We start from the raw sequence: 15,715 nt of genomic DNA on the forward strand, positions 1-15,715 counted from the left end.
AGTGGCCTACGCTAGTGCGGCTTGGCTGGACGCCGAAAACTGTTCCTTACCAGGGCCGATACCCGGCCACGAATCGCGAGGTAAGGGGTGGGCAATGCCAGTCGTAGGCGAACGAGCGGTCGTTCTCGGCGCGAGTATGGCGGGATTGCTCGCCGCCAGGGTTCTCGCGGACAGCTATCGGACGGTCACCGTGGTGGAACGTGACGCGCTGCCGACCGGGCCCACGCCCAGGCGCGGAGTCCCGCAGGGCAAGCTGATACACGCCCTACTCGCGCGCGGGGCACAGGTGCTCGATGAGTTGTTGCCGGGCATTCTCGATGAACTCGTCGCAGACGGCGCGATCAGATGGGACGGCGACTACTCCAAGATCTGCTTCTCGTTCGGCGGCCATCAACTCGTGCAATCGGGCCGCTGCCCGTCGCCCGACGCGATGCCCTTCTATTTCCAGAGCCGGCCATTCTTGGAATGGCATGTGCTGCGGCGAATGCGCGACGTCCCCAACGTGACGATCCTGGAGCGGCACGACGTGGTCTCTCTGCGGGCGACAACCGACCGCAGCCGGGTGACGGGCGTCGACGTGATCGACCGTGGCACCCGCGAGGTGAGAATGCTGGACGGCGACCTCGTCGTCGATGCGACCGGGCGGGGTTCCCGGACACCGCTGTTCCTCGAACAACTGGGCTATGACCGCCCGCCGGTAGACGAGGTGGTCGTGCAGTTGGCGTACGCCTGCCAGCCGGTGCGCATCAGACCCGGCAGGATCTCGGAGAACTTCATCGCGGTCATGCCCGAGCACAACCGCCCGAAAATGTTCGCAACCGCGTGCTGCGAGAACGGCGCGGCGATGTTCGGGGTCGGGGCCATGGCGGGCCACGAGCCGCCGAACACGCCTGCCGGTATGCTCGAGTTCGCGGCCGATTTCGTTCCGGCCAAGGTGTTGGCCGCCCTCGCCGACGCCGAACCGCTTGGCCCCGTGGTGAATTACCGTGTGCCGTCCAACCGGTGGCGCCGCTACGACAGGATGCGGCGACTGCCCGACGGCATGCTCGTTGTCGGGGACGCGGTCTGCAGCTTCAACCCCATCTACGGACAGGGCATGACAGTCGCGGCCGTCGAGGCGACCGTGCTGCGCGACTGCCTGCGGCGCGGCGACAGGAATCTGGCCCACCGCTTCTTCCGGTCCAGCGCCAAGGCGATCCGCATCGCCTGGCAGACCGCCGTCGGATCGGATCTGGCGCTGCCCGAAGTCGAAGGAACTGTGCCACTGTCGATCCGGCTGAGCAACGCCTACTTGGAGCGGGTGTTGACGGCGTCTGAAACGGACCCGACGGTCATGCTGCAGTTCCTGCGTGTACTGGGGATGGTCGATCCGCCCGCGAAACTCTTCTCGCCCTTGTTCATGGTGCGGGTGCTACGTCGACAGCGACCCCACTATCGACGCGCCCATGCTGTGTCGGCCACCCACGGCGACGCCTGCGCCGCGATCGACCACGCCAGCGTCGCGGGTACGTCGATCACCTGATAGTGCTTGACCCCGGCGGCCGTCGCGGCCACTAGTGTCGCTACCCCGGCGCGCCGCTGCATCCACGTCTGGCGCACGGTCCAGCCGATGATGCCCGAGGCGTCGATGCAGTCGCGGCGGCGCTGCAGGCTTCCCGTACGCGCGACCAGCCAACCGTCTCCCACGCGATGCCCCAACGACCGTGCGCGGTCGAACGCCAGCAGCGCGCAGCACCCGGAGAACAGAACCCAGAGCACCCACGCCCATATCGGCGTCGGCGCCGCCAACAGCGCCACCGCCGCCGCGGCGGGCAGCACCATCGCCCGGCTCCAGCGCCTGCGCGTGGCGACGGGGCCGTGTGCACGAAGCGGCCCGGTCACCGCGTCGGGGCGTTCGATCAGATTCGTCAACACCTCGTCGGCGGTGCGCTTGGGGCACGGCGGCAACAACAGCGACGACTCACCCTCTCCGCCGACACCGGTCATCACCGCGTCGAGGCGTGCGCCGCCGAACAGCCTCACCAGCAACGGTTCCCGAAGCGTGCCTCCGCGCAGACGGCGCATGTCGAAGGTGTTTTCGCGGACGCGGATCAGCCCGTATTTCAGATGCAGCACCTCGAAGTCCCTTCGCAGTTCGAGGTTGCCGTAGGTCAATAACGACTGCAGCACCGAGAGGACGACGGAGGCCAGCACAAGCACCGCCACGCCGAGCGCGATGCCGGCCGCCACGCCGAGGCTCCTGGCCGTGTCGAGCCACGATCGGGCAAGGCCCGATTCGTGCACGCCGCTGTCGACACCCACCTGATAGGCCACGCCGACGGCGGCGGCGATCATCGCCAGGCCGGTGAAGCTCAGCGGGCTGTAGCGCAACCACGACGGCGTCCACCGCGCGAGCACGCGACCAGGTTCCGACGGCTTGTCCTCCTCCACCGCAAGGGATTCGGCCAGCAACACCGCGCGCAGCCTGCCGACCTGCTCGGTGGGCACGGCGTCGAGCGCGAACTCTGCGTCACCCCTGGCCTCCTGGCCGGTGCTGACCCGCAGCACCGTCAGCCCCAGCAACCGGTGCAGCAGGCGGGCGTCGGTGGACACCGACCGAATCCTGTTGCGCGGCACCGAGAGTTCCTTTCGCTGCAACACACCGGTGCGCAGCTGCACATCGCTCGGCCCGACGCGGAATGTGGTGGTGAACCAGCGCGCCAAGCCGATCGCGACGGTGATCCCCAGCACCGCGACAGCCAGAAGCGGGTTGCCGGTCGCCGAGCCGAGCACCAGCGTGCCGACGAGCACCGGAATCTGGCGTACCACCTCGTGAACGGGGTGCACCAACAGCATCCGCGGGCTCAGGCGTTGCCACTCCTCGCCGGCAGGCTGCTGCCACCCGGGGACCGTCACGTCGCGTCCTCGGTTCCCAGCGCGGCGATGTCAGTGAGACGGGCGACGACCGCGTCGGCCACGTCGGTGTCCAGCGCGACGATGCGGACCGCGCCCGCCGACGACGCCGTCGTCACCGTCACGTTCGCGAGCCCGAACAACCGGTCCAGCGGACCACGTTCGGTGTCGACGGTCTGCACGCGCGAGATCGGCGCGATGCGGCGCTCCTGGGTCCACCAACCGGTGCGGGTGTACACCGCCCGCGGATCGATGTCCCACCGGTGCACCCGGTACCGCCACCACGGAACGACGACGACGAACGTCACGATGCCTAGGAGCGTGCCCAGCGCCGCGAGCGCATGCACCCACCAGGGCTGCGGGTCCACCACGAACCACACCAGTTGTGCGAGCACCGCGAACGACCACGGGATCGCCGCGCCGATCGCCCACACCAGTGGCGCCTTGCGGCTCGGCTTGTTCGCGGGGTCCAAGAATTCCACGACATCGGTCATCAGGCGTCCAGCCTAGGTAACCGCGAGTCCATCGGCCGCTGAGTATGTTGATCGTCATGGGCAGCAAATGGACCGTGGCCGACATGCCGGACCAGTCCGGGCGAACCGCGATCGTGACAGGCGCAAACAGCGGGCTGGGTTATGACACCGCGGCCGCCCTGGCAGGCGCGGGCGCCGCGGTGGTGCTCGCGGTGCGCAACCTCGACAAAGGCAGGGAGGCGGTCGAGGGCATCAAGAGGTCGAGTCCCGACGCCGTGGTCAGCCTGCAGGAACTCGATCTCTCCTCGCTGGACAGCGTCCGCAGGGCCGCCGACGAGCTGCGCGCCGCGCACCCGCGCATCGATCTGCTGATCAACAACGCAGGCGTGATGTACGTGCCGAGTCGCGAGACCACCAAAGACGGTTTCGAGATGCAGTTCGGCACCAACCACCTCGGCCACTTCGCGTTGACGGGCCTGCTGCTCGACAACCTGCGTAGCGTCGACGGGTCGCGCATCGTGACGGTCAGCAGCGTCGGCCACCGGATCATGGCTCGAATCCGCTTCGAGGACCCGCACTTCGAGACCGGATACAACCGGGTTCAAGCCTATGGACAGTCCAAGCTGGCCAATCTGCTGTTCACCTACGAACTGCAGCGGCGCCTGGCTGCCGGCGGCGCGCCGACCATCGCGGCCGCTGCCCACCCCGGCTTCTCGGACACCGAATTAATGCGCTACATACCGGTTTTCGTTCCGGACATCGTGTGGAAGATCTTTACCCAGCCCGCGGACAAGGGTGCGCTGCCCACGCTTCGCGCGGCCACCGACCCGGGCGTGCAGGGCGGGCAGTACTACGGACCCGACGGTATCGGCGAGGTGAAGGGAAATCCGAAACTCGTCGCCTCGAGCGCACAATCGCACGACGAAGACATACAGCGCCGGTTGTGGACCATGTCCGAGGAACTGACCGGCGTCACGTACCCCGTCTGATGCGGACCGTCGAAGAGCATCAGCGCGTCGTCGCCGCGTTGATCACCGCCCGTCCAGCGGTCAGCGTTCCCATCGCCGACGCATTGGGCTTGGTGCTGGCCGAGGACGTCGTCGCGCCGTTGTCGCTGCCCGGCTTCGACAACTCCGCGATGGACGGCTATGCCGTCATGGTCGATGACGTCGCTTCGGCCACGCCTGAGAACCCGGTCCGGTTGCCCGTCGCCGAGGACATCCCCGCCGGCCGCACTGACCTTCTCACGCTGAAACCCGGTGTGGCACATCGGATCATGACCGGGGCTATGCTTCCTGCCGGTGCTACGGCCGTGGTGCCGGTGGAGGCGACGAACGCGGCGACCGACACCGTGGAGATCCGCGCAGCCGCCCGAGACGGCCAGCACATCCGGCGCGCCGGTGAGGACGTCGCGGCCGGTACGGCCGTGCTACGCGCGAGTCAGCTCGTCACACCGGCCGCGCTCGGGTTGGCCGCCGCACTGGGTCTTGCCGAGTTGACGGTGATACCGCGCCAGCGCGTGCTGGTGATGTCGACCGGCACCGAGCTCGTCGCACCCGGCACACCGCTGGCACCGGGTCAGATCTACGAATCGAACGCGGTGATGCTCGCCGCGGCGCTGCGCGACACCGGCGCCGACGTAGTGGCCTCCCCCATGACCGGCGACGACGTCGAATCGTTCCGCGCCGCCCTTGCAAAGCACACCGGTGACGCCGACCTGATCATCACGACGGGTGGGGTGAGCGCGGGCGCGTACGAGGTCGTCAAGGATGCGCTCGGAGCTCCGACGCCTGCGACATCGGGCCTCGGCGGGTCGGTGGACTTCGTCAAGGTCGCGATGCAGCCGGGCATGCCGCAGGGCTGCGGCGTCATCACCGCCCCGGGCCCGCCCGCGTCACCGCAGCGGGACATCCCGATCGTCACGCTGCCCGGCAACCCGGTCAGCGCGCTGGTCTCTTTCGAGGTGTTCCTGCGCGCGCCGCTGCGCCTCGCAATGGGGCTGCCGAACCCCGCCCGGCCGCGCCGGGACGCCGTGCTGACCGAGGACCTCACCTCGCCGCGCGGAAAACGCCAGTTCCGCCGCGGCGTGCTCGACGCGGCCGCCGGGACGGTGACCAGCTACGGACCGCCGGCCTCACACCACCTGCGGTGGCTGGCCTCGGCGAACTGTCTGCTGGAGATCGCCGAGGATGTCGACGCTCTTTCGGCTGGGTCGCCGGTCCAGGTGTGGGACCTGACCTGATTTCCCGGCGGACCGGCCAATGCCGCAGCGTGCACCCGGCCCGTAGAATCGCGGGACGATGGCCAGACGCCCCGACCTGAAATCCGGCCCCGCGCGGCTCTTGGCGCTGGCCCGTACCACGATCCCCCCGATGCATCCCGCGGGGCTGCCGTTCGTCGGCGCGAGCCTGACGCTGGCCGCGCTCGGGCGCCGCAACCCGTGGCTGCGCGGCGCCGCGCTGGCCTCGGCCGCCGCCAACGCCGCGTTCTTCCGCCACCCGCCGCGCGTACCCCCCACCCGGCCAGGTCTGGTCGTCGCGCCCGCCGACGGTTTGATCTGCCTGATCGAGGAGGCGCAGCCACCGGCCGAACTCGGTTTGCCCCCAACACCATTGCCCCGCATCAGCATCTTCTTGTCGGTCTTCGACGCGCATGTGCAGCGCGCCCCGATCAGCGGTGAGGTCGTCGCGGTCGAGCACCGACCGGGCTTGTTCGGCTCGGCCGAACTGGAAGCGGCCAGCGAGGACAACGAGCGCAACAGTGTGCTGATCCGCACCGCCGACGGCGTCGAGGTGATCGCCGTACAGATCGCCGGCCTGGTGGCGCGGCGCATCGTGTGCGAGGCCAAGATCGGTGACGAACTGGCGATCGGCGAGACCTACGGCCTGATTCGCTATGGCTCGCGGCTGGACACATACCTGCCCGCCGGATCGCGCATCCTGGTGACGGTGGGACAGCGCGCGCTGGCGGGTGAGACGGTATTGGCGGAGCTGGAGCCCGATGCCGCCGGCCGGGCGGCTCCGGCATGATCCGGCCCCGCATCAAGCGTTCGGTCGTCAGCCTGCGCATCCTGCCCAGCGCCATGACCGTCGCCGCGATCTGTCTGGGCCTGAGCGCGGTCAAGATGGCGCTGGACAATCGGCCGACCGAGGCGATGGCGTTTCTGGCGGTCGCCGCGATCCTCGACGCGCTCGACGGCCGCATCGCGCGCGCCCTCAAGGCGACCTCGCGGATGGGTGAGGAGATCGACTCACTTGCCGATGCCGTGAACTTCGGTGTCGCACCGGCTTTCATCGTCTACGGCACGCTGCTGGCGCAGTCGCGGGTCGGGTGGATGGTGGTCCTGGTGTACGCGGTGTGCATCGTGCTGCGGCTGGCCCGGTTCAACGCGATGCTCGACGTCGACAAGCCCGATTACGAGAAGAAGTACTTCGTCGGCATGCCCGCCCCGGCAGGAGCGATCGGTGCGATCGGTCCCCTGGCTGCCAAGATGCAGTTCGGCGATGGCTGGTGGACGTCTGAGCCCGCCGTGGTGATCTGGATGCTCGGCGTCTCGGCGCTGGTGGTCAGCACGATCCCGATGCGCAAGATCCACACGTTCTCGGTGTCACCCAACATGGTCGCGCCGCTGCTGGCGTTCGTGGCGATCGGCGTGGCCGCCGCGATCCTCTACGGCTACCTGGTGATCCTGATCATCATCGCCGCCTACGTCCTACACATCCCCTTCGCCATCCGCACCCGCCGGTTCCTGGCCGCGCACCCCGAAGTCTGGGACGACAAACCACGCCAGCAGCGCGCCGCCCGACGGGCCATCCGCCGGGCCCAGCCGCACCGCCGGTCGGTGATGCGACTGGGACTGCGCAGACCCGGCTCCCGACATGACTGAACTGCAGGCCGACCGCCCGGCCCCCCGGGCGCACCTCACGCTGACCGCGCGACTGAACACCTCGGCGCTCGACTCGCGTAGGGGTGTGGTGCGCCTGCATCCGGAAGCCATTGCCGCGCTGGGCATCCGCGAATGGGATGCGGTGTCGCTGACCGGTTCGCGCACCACCGCCGCGGTGGCCGCAGAGGCACCCGCCGGTGTTCCCGCCGGCACCGCGCTGCTCGACGACGTCACGCTGTCCAATGCCGGGCTGCGCGAGGACACCACCGTGCTCGTCGCGCCCGTGACCGTCTACGGCGCTCGATCGGTGACGCTGTCGGGCTCGCGGCTGGCCAGCCAATCGATCTCCCAGGCCACGCTGCGACAAGCGTTGCTGGGCAAGGTGATGACGGTCGGTGACACGGTGTCGCTGCTGCCGCGGGAGCTGGGACCCGACATCCCGTCCTCGCGCGCGACCGCGGCGCTTGCCTCGTCGGTCGGCATCACCTGGACCTCCGAACTGCTGACGGTGACCGGCACCGACCCCGCGGGACCCGTGAGTGTGCAACCCAATTCGGCGGTCTGCTGGGCCGACGGTTCACCGGGCGGATCCGTCGCACCCGCTTCGGACACTGCGATCGGTCAGGCGGTGGTGACCGCACCGCAGACATCGCAACCGACGCTGAGCGTCGACGACCTCAAGGGATCTCAGGCCGAGGCGCAGCGCCTGACCGAATGGCTCAATCTCGCACTCGACCGGCCCGAACTGCTTGAAACCCTCGGTGCCACAGCCAATCTGGGCGTCCTGGTATCGGGCCCGGCCGGCGTCGGCAAGGCAGCGCTGGTGCGCGCGGTCTGCGCCAACCGGCGACTGGTCGAACTCGACGGACCGGAGGTCGGCTCGCTACGCGCCGAGGACCGGATCGCGAGGGTGGTGTCGGCGGTGGCGACCGTCCGCGACGGCGGCGGCGTGCTGTTGATCACCGACATCGACGCGCTGCTGCCAGCCACCGCCGAACCGGTGGCCACGCTGATCCTCACCGAACTCCGCAACGCGGTCGCCACCCGCGGTGTGGCGTTCGTCGCGACGTCGCAGCAGCCCGACAACGTCGACGTCCGGTTACGCGCGCCCGACCTGTGCGACCGCGAACTCGGGCTGAGCCTGCCCGACGGCGCGATCCGCAGGCAGCTGCTCGAGGTGCTGTTGCGCGAGGTGCCTGCCAAGGACCTCGATCTCGACGAGATCGCCGAGCGCACACCGGGATTCGTAGTCGCGGACCTGGCCGCGCTGGTACGTGAGGCGGCTCTGCGGGCCGCGGCGCGCGCCAGCGCCGACGATGAGCCGCCCGCCCTGGTCCAGGACGATCTGCTGGGCGCTACGACCGTCATCCGCCCGCTGTCACGCTCGGCCACCGAAGAGGTCTCGGTCGGCTCGGTGACGCTCGACGACGTCGGCGACATGGCCGACACCAAACAGGCGCTCACCGAGGCGGTGCTGTGGCCGCTGCAGCACCCCGACACATTCCAGCGTCTCGGCGTGGCGCCGCCCCGCGGTGTGCTGCTCTACGGCCCACCCGGTTGCGGCAAGACGTTCGTGGTGCGGGCGCTGGCCAGTTCGGGGCGGTTGTCGGTGCACGCCGTCAAGGGTGCCGAGCTGATGGACAAATGGGTCGGCTCGTCGGAGAAGGCCGTGCGGGAACTGTTCCGGCGCGCCCGCGACTCGGCCCCGTCGCTGGTGTTCCTCGACGAGATCGACGCGCTCGCGCCGCGGCGCGGTCAGAGCTTCGACTCGGGTGTCACCGACCGCGTGGTGGCGGCGCTGCTGACCGAACTCGACGGCATCGAACCGCTGCGCGACGTGGTGGTGGTCGGTGCAACGAACCGGCCCGATCTGATCGACCCGGCCCTGCTGCGTCCCGGCCGGCTGGAGAAGCTTGTGTTCGTCGAACCCCCCGACGCCGAGGCCCGTCGCGAGATCCTGCGCACGGCCGGCAAGTCCGTCCCGCTCGCCGACGACGTCGATCTCGGCGCCCTGGCCGGGGAACTCGAGGGCTACAGCGCCGCCGACTGCGTCGCGTTGTTGCGCGAGGCGGCGCTGACCGCGATGCGGCGCTCGATCGACGCCGCCGATGTCACCGCCGACGACGTCGCGGCGGCGCGCGAGGCGGTGCGCCCGTCGCTGGACGCGGCACAGGTCGAGTCGCTGCGGGCGTTCTCGGCCGCTCGCTGACCACTTCCCCGGGCGGCTCCCCTCCCGCGCATCCAACGCGAGTCCAATCCCCTCCGCGAGCGTGGGCTTGACGCACGTCAAACGCACCGGACGCGTGCGGGTAACCCACGTTCGCGGGACAAAGGAGAAGCATCTTGACAGTGGCAAGTTGATGCGGCATAGTCGACGTAACTTGTCATTGTCAAGATCGAGGAGGTCGGCATGCCCGCCATCGCACCCGTGGTCCGCGCCGGAGACCCCGACCGGGAGAAGACGGCCAACCTACTCGGCCAGGCCCTCGCGCAGGGCTACCTCGCGATGCCGGAGTACGAGGCCCGCCTGCAGGCCGCCTTCACCGCGGCCACCCGCCCCGAACTGCACGAGCTCACCGCCGATCTGCCCGTCGAGCGCCTCAGGCGCAACGATCCCCGCCGCCGGCAGGCTCGCAGGCAGCTGGCCCGTCGCAGTGTTCAGGTCCACCTGGCCAGCTACCTGGCCATGGTCGCGATCGTGCTGACAGTGTGGTTGGCGGTCGGACTCACCGCGGGAGCCTGGTACTTCTGGCCGGTCTGGCCGATTCTCGGCGCGGGGATCGGGTTGTTGGGCCACGCGCTCCCGGTGCGGTACGGGTTAGCGCCCGCCCCGTGCCAACGCCGTCAGGGCTCGATCAGTCCGGCGCGAATCGCATAGCGGGTCAACGCAACTCGATCCTGCAGTCCGAGTTTGGCCAGCAGGTTCGTCCGGTGCCGGTCGACGGTCTTGACGCTGATGCCCAACGTGTTGGCGATGTCGCGCGAGGAGTAACCGTCGGCGATGAGCTTGAGCACCTCCTCCTCTCGCGGTGTGAGGATGGTGTCGGGCAACTCGTCACCCTGCCGTGCGCGGTGCAGGGCCTTGCACTGGGCGCCTGCTTCTCCGGCAACGGCACCGCGATCGCGGCAAGCGCGAACGTCGTGGCGATCGGCATCGCCCAGCGCGCCGGCCACCGGATCAGCTTCTGGCAGTTCTCCCGCTACGGCATGGTCGTCACGCTGCTCAGTACCCTGCTGGCCTGGGTATATGTGTGACTGCGGTACTTCTGAGTTTCCGCGCGGTCCGACCTGCGCCGACCACCGCGAGGTCGGTGGTGTCAACGACGCGGCATAGTAGCCGCGATCGGCCCACGTAGAATGACGATCCGAAGCCTTACTCGGCTGACACCCCGACCATAAAGTTCTCCGGTTGGCGGCCGCGTGCTGACCAACCCAACCGATCGGAGTGCCCTGCTCGCCGTCCTGCTCGCCCACGCGGTCGCCGCCGCGGTGGCGCCCCTGCTTGTCCACATGTGGGGGCGCAAGGCGTTCTATCCGCTGGCGCTGGTGCCGCTTCTGTCTCTGGTGTGGGTGGCGCAGAACTGGCCGTCCGCCAGGGGGACGAGCACCGTCGACGTGCCGTGGGTGCCCGAGCTGTCGATGAACTTCACGCTGCGCTTCGACACGCTCGCCGCGATCATGAGCGTGCTGGTTCTCGGTATCGGCGCGCTGGTGCTGTTCTACTGCGGCGACTACTTCCAACACCACGACGGCCGCATCGAGAACCGGTTGCCGAGCTTCGCCGCCGAACTGGTCGCGTTCTCCGGTGCGATGTTCGGGCTGGTCACCAGCGACAACCTGCTGATGCTCTACGTGTTCTGGGAGATCACGTCGGTGTTGTCGTTTCTTTTGGTCGGCCACTACGCCGAACGCCTGACCAGCAGGCGAGCGGCGACCCAGGCGTTGTTGGTCACGACGTTCGGCGGCCTGGCGATGCTGGTCGGCATCATCGTGCTCGGCAACATGGCAGGCACTTACCTGCTCTCCGAACTCCTTGAATCCCCGCCGACCGGGATGGCGGCGTCGGTCGGGCTGCTGCTCATTCTGGTCGGCGCCCTGTCGAAGTCGGCGATCGTGCCGCTGCACTTCTGGCTGCCGGGCGCGATGGCCGCACCGACCCCGGTGAGCGCGTACCTGCACGCGGCGGCGATGGTCAAGGCCGGCGTCTACCTGATCGCGCGCATGAGCCCCAGCTTCGCTGACTCCCCGGTGTGGCGGCCCATGGTGGTCTCACTCGGCCTGATGACCATGCTGCTGGCCGGTTGGCGCGCGGTGCGCGAGTACGACCTGAAGTTGATCCTGGCCTTCGGCACGGTCAGCCAGCTGGGGCTGATCACGGTCATGGTCGGCACCGGCGGCAGCGACATGATGCTCGGCGGACTGGCGATGCTGGTGGCACACGCCATGTTCAAGGCGGCGCTGTTCATGGTCGTCGGGATCATCGACCACGCCACCGGCACCCGCGACATCCGCAGGCTGGCCTGGCTCGGCGACAAGGCGCGGCTGCTGTTCGTCATCGCCGTCGGCGCATCGGCCAGCATGGCGGCACTGCCCCCGTTCTTCGGCTTCGTCGCCAAGGAAACCGACCTGGCCACCGTCCTGCACACCCCCACCCTCGGCGCCTTCGCCCCGGTGGTGCTGGCCGGCATCGTGATCGGCTCGGTGTTCACGACCATCTACAGCCTGCGCTTCCTGTTCGGTGCGTTCGGCCGCAAGGGGCGGCCCGAGCCGAGCACCCGTGTCACCGAGATGCACCGCCCCGAGCGCACGTTCATGATTGCGCCGGGCATCCTCGCGGCCGCGGGCCTGGCCTTCGGGATCTGGCCCGTCGGGATCGGCGATGTGCTGGAGGATTACGCCGACACGGTGCCGGGCGGCAACAACGAGTACTACCTCGCGCTGTGGCACGGCGTGAACGTGCCGCTGCTGTTGTCGGTGCTGGTGATCGCCACCGGCGTGGCGGCCTTCGTGGGCCGCGAACGGTTGCGCCGGTTCCGCACGATGCGCGAACCACTCGGCAACGCCGACCACGCGTACGACGCCGTGATACGCCGGCTCGACCTGTGGGCGGTGGAACTCACCGCTGTCACCCAGCGCGGTTCCATCCCGGCCACCCAGGCAGCGATCCTGTCGACGCTGGTGCTGGTGCCCACCATCGCGCTCGCGGTGGGTGCGCGCGACCACCCGCAGTTCAGGCTGTGGGGTTCACCGCTTCAGGTGGTGATCGGTCTGATCATCCTGGCCGCCGCGCTCGGCGCTCTGGTGATGCGCAACCGCCTGGCGGCGGTGCTGCTCGTCGGCGTGACCGGGTACGGGTGCGGGGTGATCTTCGCGCTGCACGGCGCACCGGATCTGGCCCTGACCCAGTTCCTGGTCGAGACGTTGACCCTCGTGGTGTTCGTGCTGGTGCTGCGCACGTTGCCCGCCGAAGCCGACCGGGTCCACATCCGCAGATACCGGTGGCCGCGGGCGGCGCTGGCACTGGCGGTCGGTGCGACCGTGACCACCCTGGCGGTGTACGCGATGGCCGCGCGCACCGGAACTCCGATCGCCTCGTTGATCCCCGAGGCGGCGTACTACCGCGGCCACGGCGCCAACGCCGTCAACGTGCTGCTGGTCGACATCCGCGCCTGGGACACCATGGGCGAAGTCATGGTGCTCGTGGTCGCGGCGACCGGCGTCGCCTCAATGGTTTTCCGGCACAGGAGGTTCGGGGCGCCGCCGCGGGTCTCGGATGCAGGTCAGCCCGACATCGGCCGGCTGCCGGCGATGGTGAACACCAGCCCGGCGGCCGGCGACATCACCTGGCTGCGCGGCAGCGAACTGCGTGACCCGCGGCACCGGTCGTTGATCCTCGAGGTCGCCACCCGCGTCATCTTCCCGCTGATCATGGTGTTGTCGGCGTACTTCTTCTTCGCGGGACACAACACTCCCGGCGGTGGATTCGCCGGTGGTTTGACCGCCGGACTCGCGCTGGTGCTGCGGTATCTGGCCGGCGGTCGCTACGAACTGGGCGAGACGCTGCCGCTGGACGCGGGCAAGATCCTGGGCGCGGGCCTCACCTTGTCCGCAGGTACCGCGTTCGCCTCGCTTCTGGTGGGGGCGCCCGCACTGTCCTCGGCGCTGATCGAGATCGACGTGCCGGTGTTGGGCACCGTCAAATTCGTCACCGCGTTGTTCTTCGACCTCGGGGTGTACCTCATCGTCGTGGGCCTGGTGCTCGACGTGTTGCGCAGCCTGGGGGCCCGCATCGACGTGGAGCTGGGCCAGGAGCAAAAGACGGCGGTGAGTACGCGATGACGACCTCGCTCGTGCCCCTCATCCTGCTCGGCGGGCTCACCAGCGCAGGCGTCTACCTGCTGCTCGAGCGCAACCTGACCCGAATGCTGTTGGGGCTGTTGCTCATCAGCAACGCGATCAACCTGCTCATCCTCATCGCCGGCGGCCCGGCCGGTGAGCCTCCGATCTGGGGGCGGGGCAGCGAACCTCAGACCACCACGGCGGATCCGTTGGCCCAGGGCATGATCCTGACCGCGATCGTCATCACTATGGGCGTCGCGGCGTTCGTGCTGGCGATGGCCTACCGGACCTATCGGTTGACCACCGCCGAGGAAGTGGGTGACGACCCCGAGGACGCCAAGGTCTCCGAGTTGGCTTCGAAGGACATCGCCGCCGTCGAAGAGGACCGACCGCAACCCGAAGCCATGCGCGACACCGACGCACCCGATGAGTTGGACGCCCTGCCCGGATACGAGGGGTCCAAGTGATGCGGGCGCGAGTAGTGAAGGCGGACTGCGCATGACGTTGGCGACCACCTTGATACCCCTGCCCGTCCTGCTCCCGACGCTGGGCGCGGCGACCACGCTGATCGCGGGCCGGCGGCCACGACTGCAGCGACTCCTCACCCTCGTCGTGTTGTCTGTCGTCGTCGCGGTGTGCGGCGCGCTGCTCTACCTCGCCGACAGGGACGGCACGCTCGTGCTCCACGTCGGCGGCTGGGGCCAGTCGGTGCCCGGGATGGGTCCGCTGGGCATCACGCTGGTGGTGGACCGGTTGTCGGCGCTGATGCTCGTCGTCTCGGCGATCGTGCTGCTGGCCGTGGTGTTCTACGCCATCGGACAGGGTGTGCGCGACGGTGACGAACGCCAACCGGTGTCGATCTTCATGCCCACCTATCTGGTGTTGTCGGCCGGTGTCTGCATGGCGTTCCTCGCCGGTGACCTGTTCAACCTCTTCGTCGGGTTCGAGGTGCTGCTGGCCGCGAGCTTCGTGCTGCTGACGGTCGGAGCCAGCAAGGACCGTGTCCGCGCGGGCATCTCGTATGTGATGGTGTCGATGGTCGGGTCGCTGATCTTCCTGTTCGGTCTCGCGCTGGTCTACGGCGCTACCGGGACGCTGAACTTGGCGGAACTCTCCGTGCGCCTTGACGACGTGTCGGGCGGAGTCCGTTCGGCGATGTTCGCCGTGCTGTTGGTGGCGTTCGGCATCAAGGCTGCGGTGTTTCCGCTCTCGGCCTGGCTGCCCGACTCCTATCCGACCGCACCCGCACCGGTCACCGCAGTGTTCGCCGGCCTGCTCACGAAGGTCGGCGTCTATTCGATCATTCGGGCGCACTCGCTGTTGTTTCCCGACGGTGGCCTTGACCCGGTGCTGTTGGTGGCCGCGTTGTTGACGATGCTGATCGGCATCCTCGGTGCGATCGCGCAGAGCGACATCAAACGTCTGCTGTCGTTCACGCTGGTGAGTCACATCGGTTACATGGTGTTCGGCATCGCATTGTCCAACCAACTCGGCATGTCCGGCGCCATTTACTATGTGGCGCACCATATTCTGGTGCAGACGACGCTGTTCCTGGTCGTCGGGTTGATCGAACGCCAAGCCGGGGCGTCGACCATGGACCGCCTGGGCGGTTTGGCGGCTGCCAGCCCGCTGCTGGCGTTCGTGTTCGTCATCCCCGCGCTCAATCTCGGTGGAATACCGCCGTTCTCCGGTTTCATCGGCAAGGTCGCACTGCTCGAGGCCGGGGCGCAGGACGGCTCGGTGCTGGCCTGGACGTTGGTGGCCGGCGGTGTGGTGACCAGCTTGCTGACGCTGTACGTGGTCGTGCGGGTGTGGACCAAAGCGTTCTGGCGCTCGCGCGCGGACGCGCCCGAAGGCCATCTGTCCGCGGCGCTGCCGTCGGCGTTGCTCGACGAACCCGAGGACATCCAGTTCGTGGACCGCGACCACGTCGGGCGCATGCCGGCGGGGATGGTCGGGCCCACGGGTGCGCTGATCGCGGCCGGGCTCGCGCTGACGGTGCTCGCCGGGCCGATATTCGCTTACAGTGAAAGGGCTTCCAACGAGGTGCTCGACCGGAGCGAGTACATCACTGCCGTGGTGGGGCCGCGATGAGCGCTTGCGCGAAGAGCCAAGGGCCCCGATG

General features: G+C 68.7%; 12 protein-coding genes and 2 pseudogenes. 11 read left to right on the forward strand and 3 right to left on the reverse strand.

The genetic code is table 11. The features are described from left to right. Positions 1 to 94 precede the first annotated feature (94 nt). On the forward strand, positions 95 to 1,522 hold the full coding sequence (locus tag AU192_RS22570) for an FAD-dependent oxidoreductase (RefSeq protein WP_082695109.1): 1,428 nt from the start codon (positions 95 to 97) through the stop codon (positions 1,520 to 1,522). Here AU192_RS22570 and AU192_RS22575 read toward each other — a convergent pair. Then, entirely contained in the window at positions 1,432 to 2,835 is a 1,404-nt protein-coding gene (locus AU192_RS22575; RefSeq protein ID WP_082695115.1) for a PH domain-containing protein, read from the reverse strand. The genes AU192_RS22570 and AU192_RS22575 overlap by 91 nt on opposite strands. Before the next feature lie 56 nt (positions 2,836 to 2,891). Then, on the reverse strand, positions 2,892 to 3,386 hold the full coding sequence (locus tag AU192_RS22580; protein WP_064399755.1) for a PH domain-containing protein: 495 nt from the start codon (positions 3,384 to 3,386) through the stop codon (positions 2,892 to 2,894). A 56-nt stretch (positions 3,387 to 3,442) separates the two neighbouring features. Here AU192_RS22580 and AU192_RS22585 point away from each other — a divergent pair, with 56 nt between their 5' ends. From AU192_RS22585 to AU192_RS22610, 6 genes are all read left to right on the forward strand, one after another. Continuing rightward, on the forward strand, positions 3,443 to 4,354 hold the full coding sequence (locus AU192_RS22585; RefSeq protein ID WP_064399861.1) for an SDR family NAD(P)-dependent oxidoreductase: 912 nt from the start codon (positions 3,443 to 3,445) through the stop codon (positions 4,352 to 4,354). Further along, positions 4,354 to 5,607 (forward strand): molybdopterin molybdotransferase MoeA, encoded by a 1,254-nt coding sequence (gene moeA / locus AU192_RS22590; protein WP_064399756.1) that lies wholly within the window; start codon positions 4,354 to 4,356, stop codon positions 5,605 to 5,607. Before AU192_RS22585 ends, moeA begins: the two co-directional genes overlap by 1 nt. Before the next feature lie 58 nt (positions 5,608 to 5,665). Continuing rightward, on the forward strand, positions 5,666 to 6,394 hold the full coding sequence (locus AU192_RS22595) for a phosphatidylserine decarboxylase (RefSeq protein ID WP_064399757.1): 729 nt from the start codon (positions 5,666 to 5,668) through the stop codon (positions 6,392 to 6,394). Continuing rightward, complete coding sequence (locus tag AU192_RS22600; protein WP_064399758.1) at positions 6,391 to 7,251, forward strand: CDP-alcohol phosphatidyltransferase family protein; 861 nt, start codon at positions 6,391 to 6,393, stop codon at positions 7,249 to 7,251. The genes AU192_RS22595 and AU192_RS22600 overlap by 4 nt, the downstream gene beginning before the upstream one ends. Then, positions 7,244 to 9,460 carry an AAA family ATPase gene (locus tag AU192_RS22605; protein ID WP_064399759.1) on the forward strand — a complete coding sequence of 739 codons (2,217 nt, stop codon included), beginning with the start codon at positions 7,244 to 7,246 and terminating at the stop codon, positions 9,458 to 9,460. The genes AU192_RS22600 and AU192_RS22605 overlap by 8 nt, the downstream gene beginning before the upstream one ends. A gap of 201 nt (positions 9,461 to 9,661) precedes the next feature. Beyond that, positions 9,662 to 10,129 (forward strand): DUF1707 domain-containing protein, encoded by a 468-nt coding sequence (locus AU192_RS22610; protein WP_064399760.1) that lies wholly within the window; start codon positions 9,662 to 9,664, stop codon positions 10,127 to 10,129. Here the strand turns inward: AU192_RS22610 and AU192_RS25540 are convergent. After that, a pseudogene (locus tag AU192_RS25540) lies at positions 10,096 to 10,404 on the reverse strand (response regulator transcription factor); the annotation flags it as partial. The gene AU192_RS22610 and the pseudogene AU192_RS25540 sit on opposite strands and share 34 nt — an antisense overlap. Here AU192_RS25540 and AU192_RS25600 point away from each other — a divergent pair. The 4 genes and pseudogenes from AU192_RS25600 to AU192_RS22630 form a co-directional block, all read left to right on the forward strand. Next, positions 10,336 to 10,506: pseudogene (locus tag AU192_RS25600) on the forward strand (hypothetical protein); the annotation flags it as partial. The pseudogenes AU192_RS25540 and AU192_RS25600 overlap by 69 nt on opposite strands. Before the next feature lie 195 nt (positions 10,507 to 10,701). Next, positions 10,702 to 13,590 (forward strand): Na+/H+ antiporter subunit A, encoded by a 2,889-nt coding sequence (locus tag AU192_RS22620; RefSeq protein WP_064399862.1) that lies wholly within the window; start codon positions 10,702 to 10,704, stop codon positions 13,588 to 13,590. Further along, complete coding sequence (locus AU192_RS22625) at positions 13,587 to 14,057, forward strand: Na(+)/H(+) antiporter subunit C (RefSeq protein WP_064399761.1); 471 nt, start codon at positions 13,587 to 13,589, stop codon at positions 14,055 to 14,057. Before AU192_RS22620 ends, AU192_RS22625 begins: the two co-directional genes overlap by 4 nt. Positions 14,058 to 14,088: 31 nt before the next feature. Further along, complete coding sequence (locus AU192_RS22630; protein WP_064399762.1) at positions 14,089 to 15,684, forward strand: Na+/H+ antiporter subunit D; 1,596 nt, start codon at positions 14,089 to 14,091, stop codon at positions 15,682 to 15,684. Positions 15,685 to 15,715: the final 31 nt, after the last annotated feature.

The sequence above is a fragment of the Mycobacterium lehmannii genome (assembly GCF_001499925.1).
Taxonomy (GTDB): Bacteria; Actinomycetota; Actinomycetes; order Mycobacteriales; family Mycobacteriaceae; genus Mycobacterium; species Mycobacterium lehmannii.

Excerpts from the sequence above, each read along its gene's own strand:
- AU192_RS22570 (WP_082695109.1), top strand. The coding sequence starts at position 95 with ATGCCAGTCGTAGGCGAACGAGCGGTCGTTCTCGGCGCGAGTATGGCG.
- AU192_RS22575 (WP_082695115.1), bottom strand. The coding sequence starts at position 2,835 with ATGCTGTTGGTGCACCCCGTTCACGAGGTGGTACGCCAGATTCCGGTG.
- AU192_RS22580 (WP_064399755.1), bottom strand. The coding sequence starts at position 3,386 with ATGACCGATGTCGTGGAATTCTTGGACCCCGCGAACAAGCCGAGCCGC.
- AU192_RS22585 (WP_064399861.1), top strand. The coding sequence starts at position 3,443 with ATGGGCAGCAAATGGACCGTGGCCGACATGCCGGACCAGTCCGGGCGA.
- moeA (WP_064399756.1), top strand. The coding sequence starts at position 4,354 with ATGCGGACCGTCGAAGAGCATCAGCGCGTCGTCGCCGCGTTGATCACC.
- AU192_RS22595 (WP_064399757.1), top strand. The coding sequence starts at position 5,666 with ATGGCCAGACGCCCCGACCTGAAATCCGGCCCCGCGCGGCTCTTGGCG.
- AU192_RS22600 (WP_064399758.1), top strand. The coding sequence starts at position 6,391 with ATGATCCGGCCCCGCATCAAGCGTTCGGTCGTCAGCCTGCGCATCCTG.
- AU192_RS22605 (WP_064399759.1), top strand. The coding sequence starts at position 7,244 with ATGACTGAACTGCAGGCCGACCGCCCGGCCCCCCGGGCGCACCTCACG.
- AU192_RS22610 (WP_064399760.1), top strand. The coding sequence starts at position 9,662 with ATGCCCGCCATCGCACCCGTGGTCCGCGCCGGAGACCCCGACCGGGAG.
- AU192_RS22625 (WP_064399761.1), top strand. The coding sequence starts at position 13,587 with ATGACGACCTCGCTCGTGCCCCTCATCCTGCTCGGCGGGCTCACCAGC.
- AU192_RS22630 (WP_064399762.1), top strand. The coding sequence starts at position 14,089 with ATGACGTTGGCGACCACCTTGATACCCCTGCCCGTCCTGCTCCCGACG.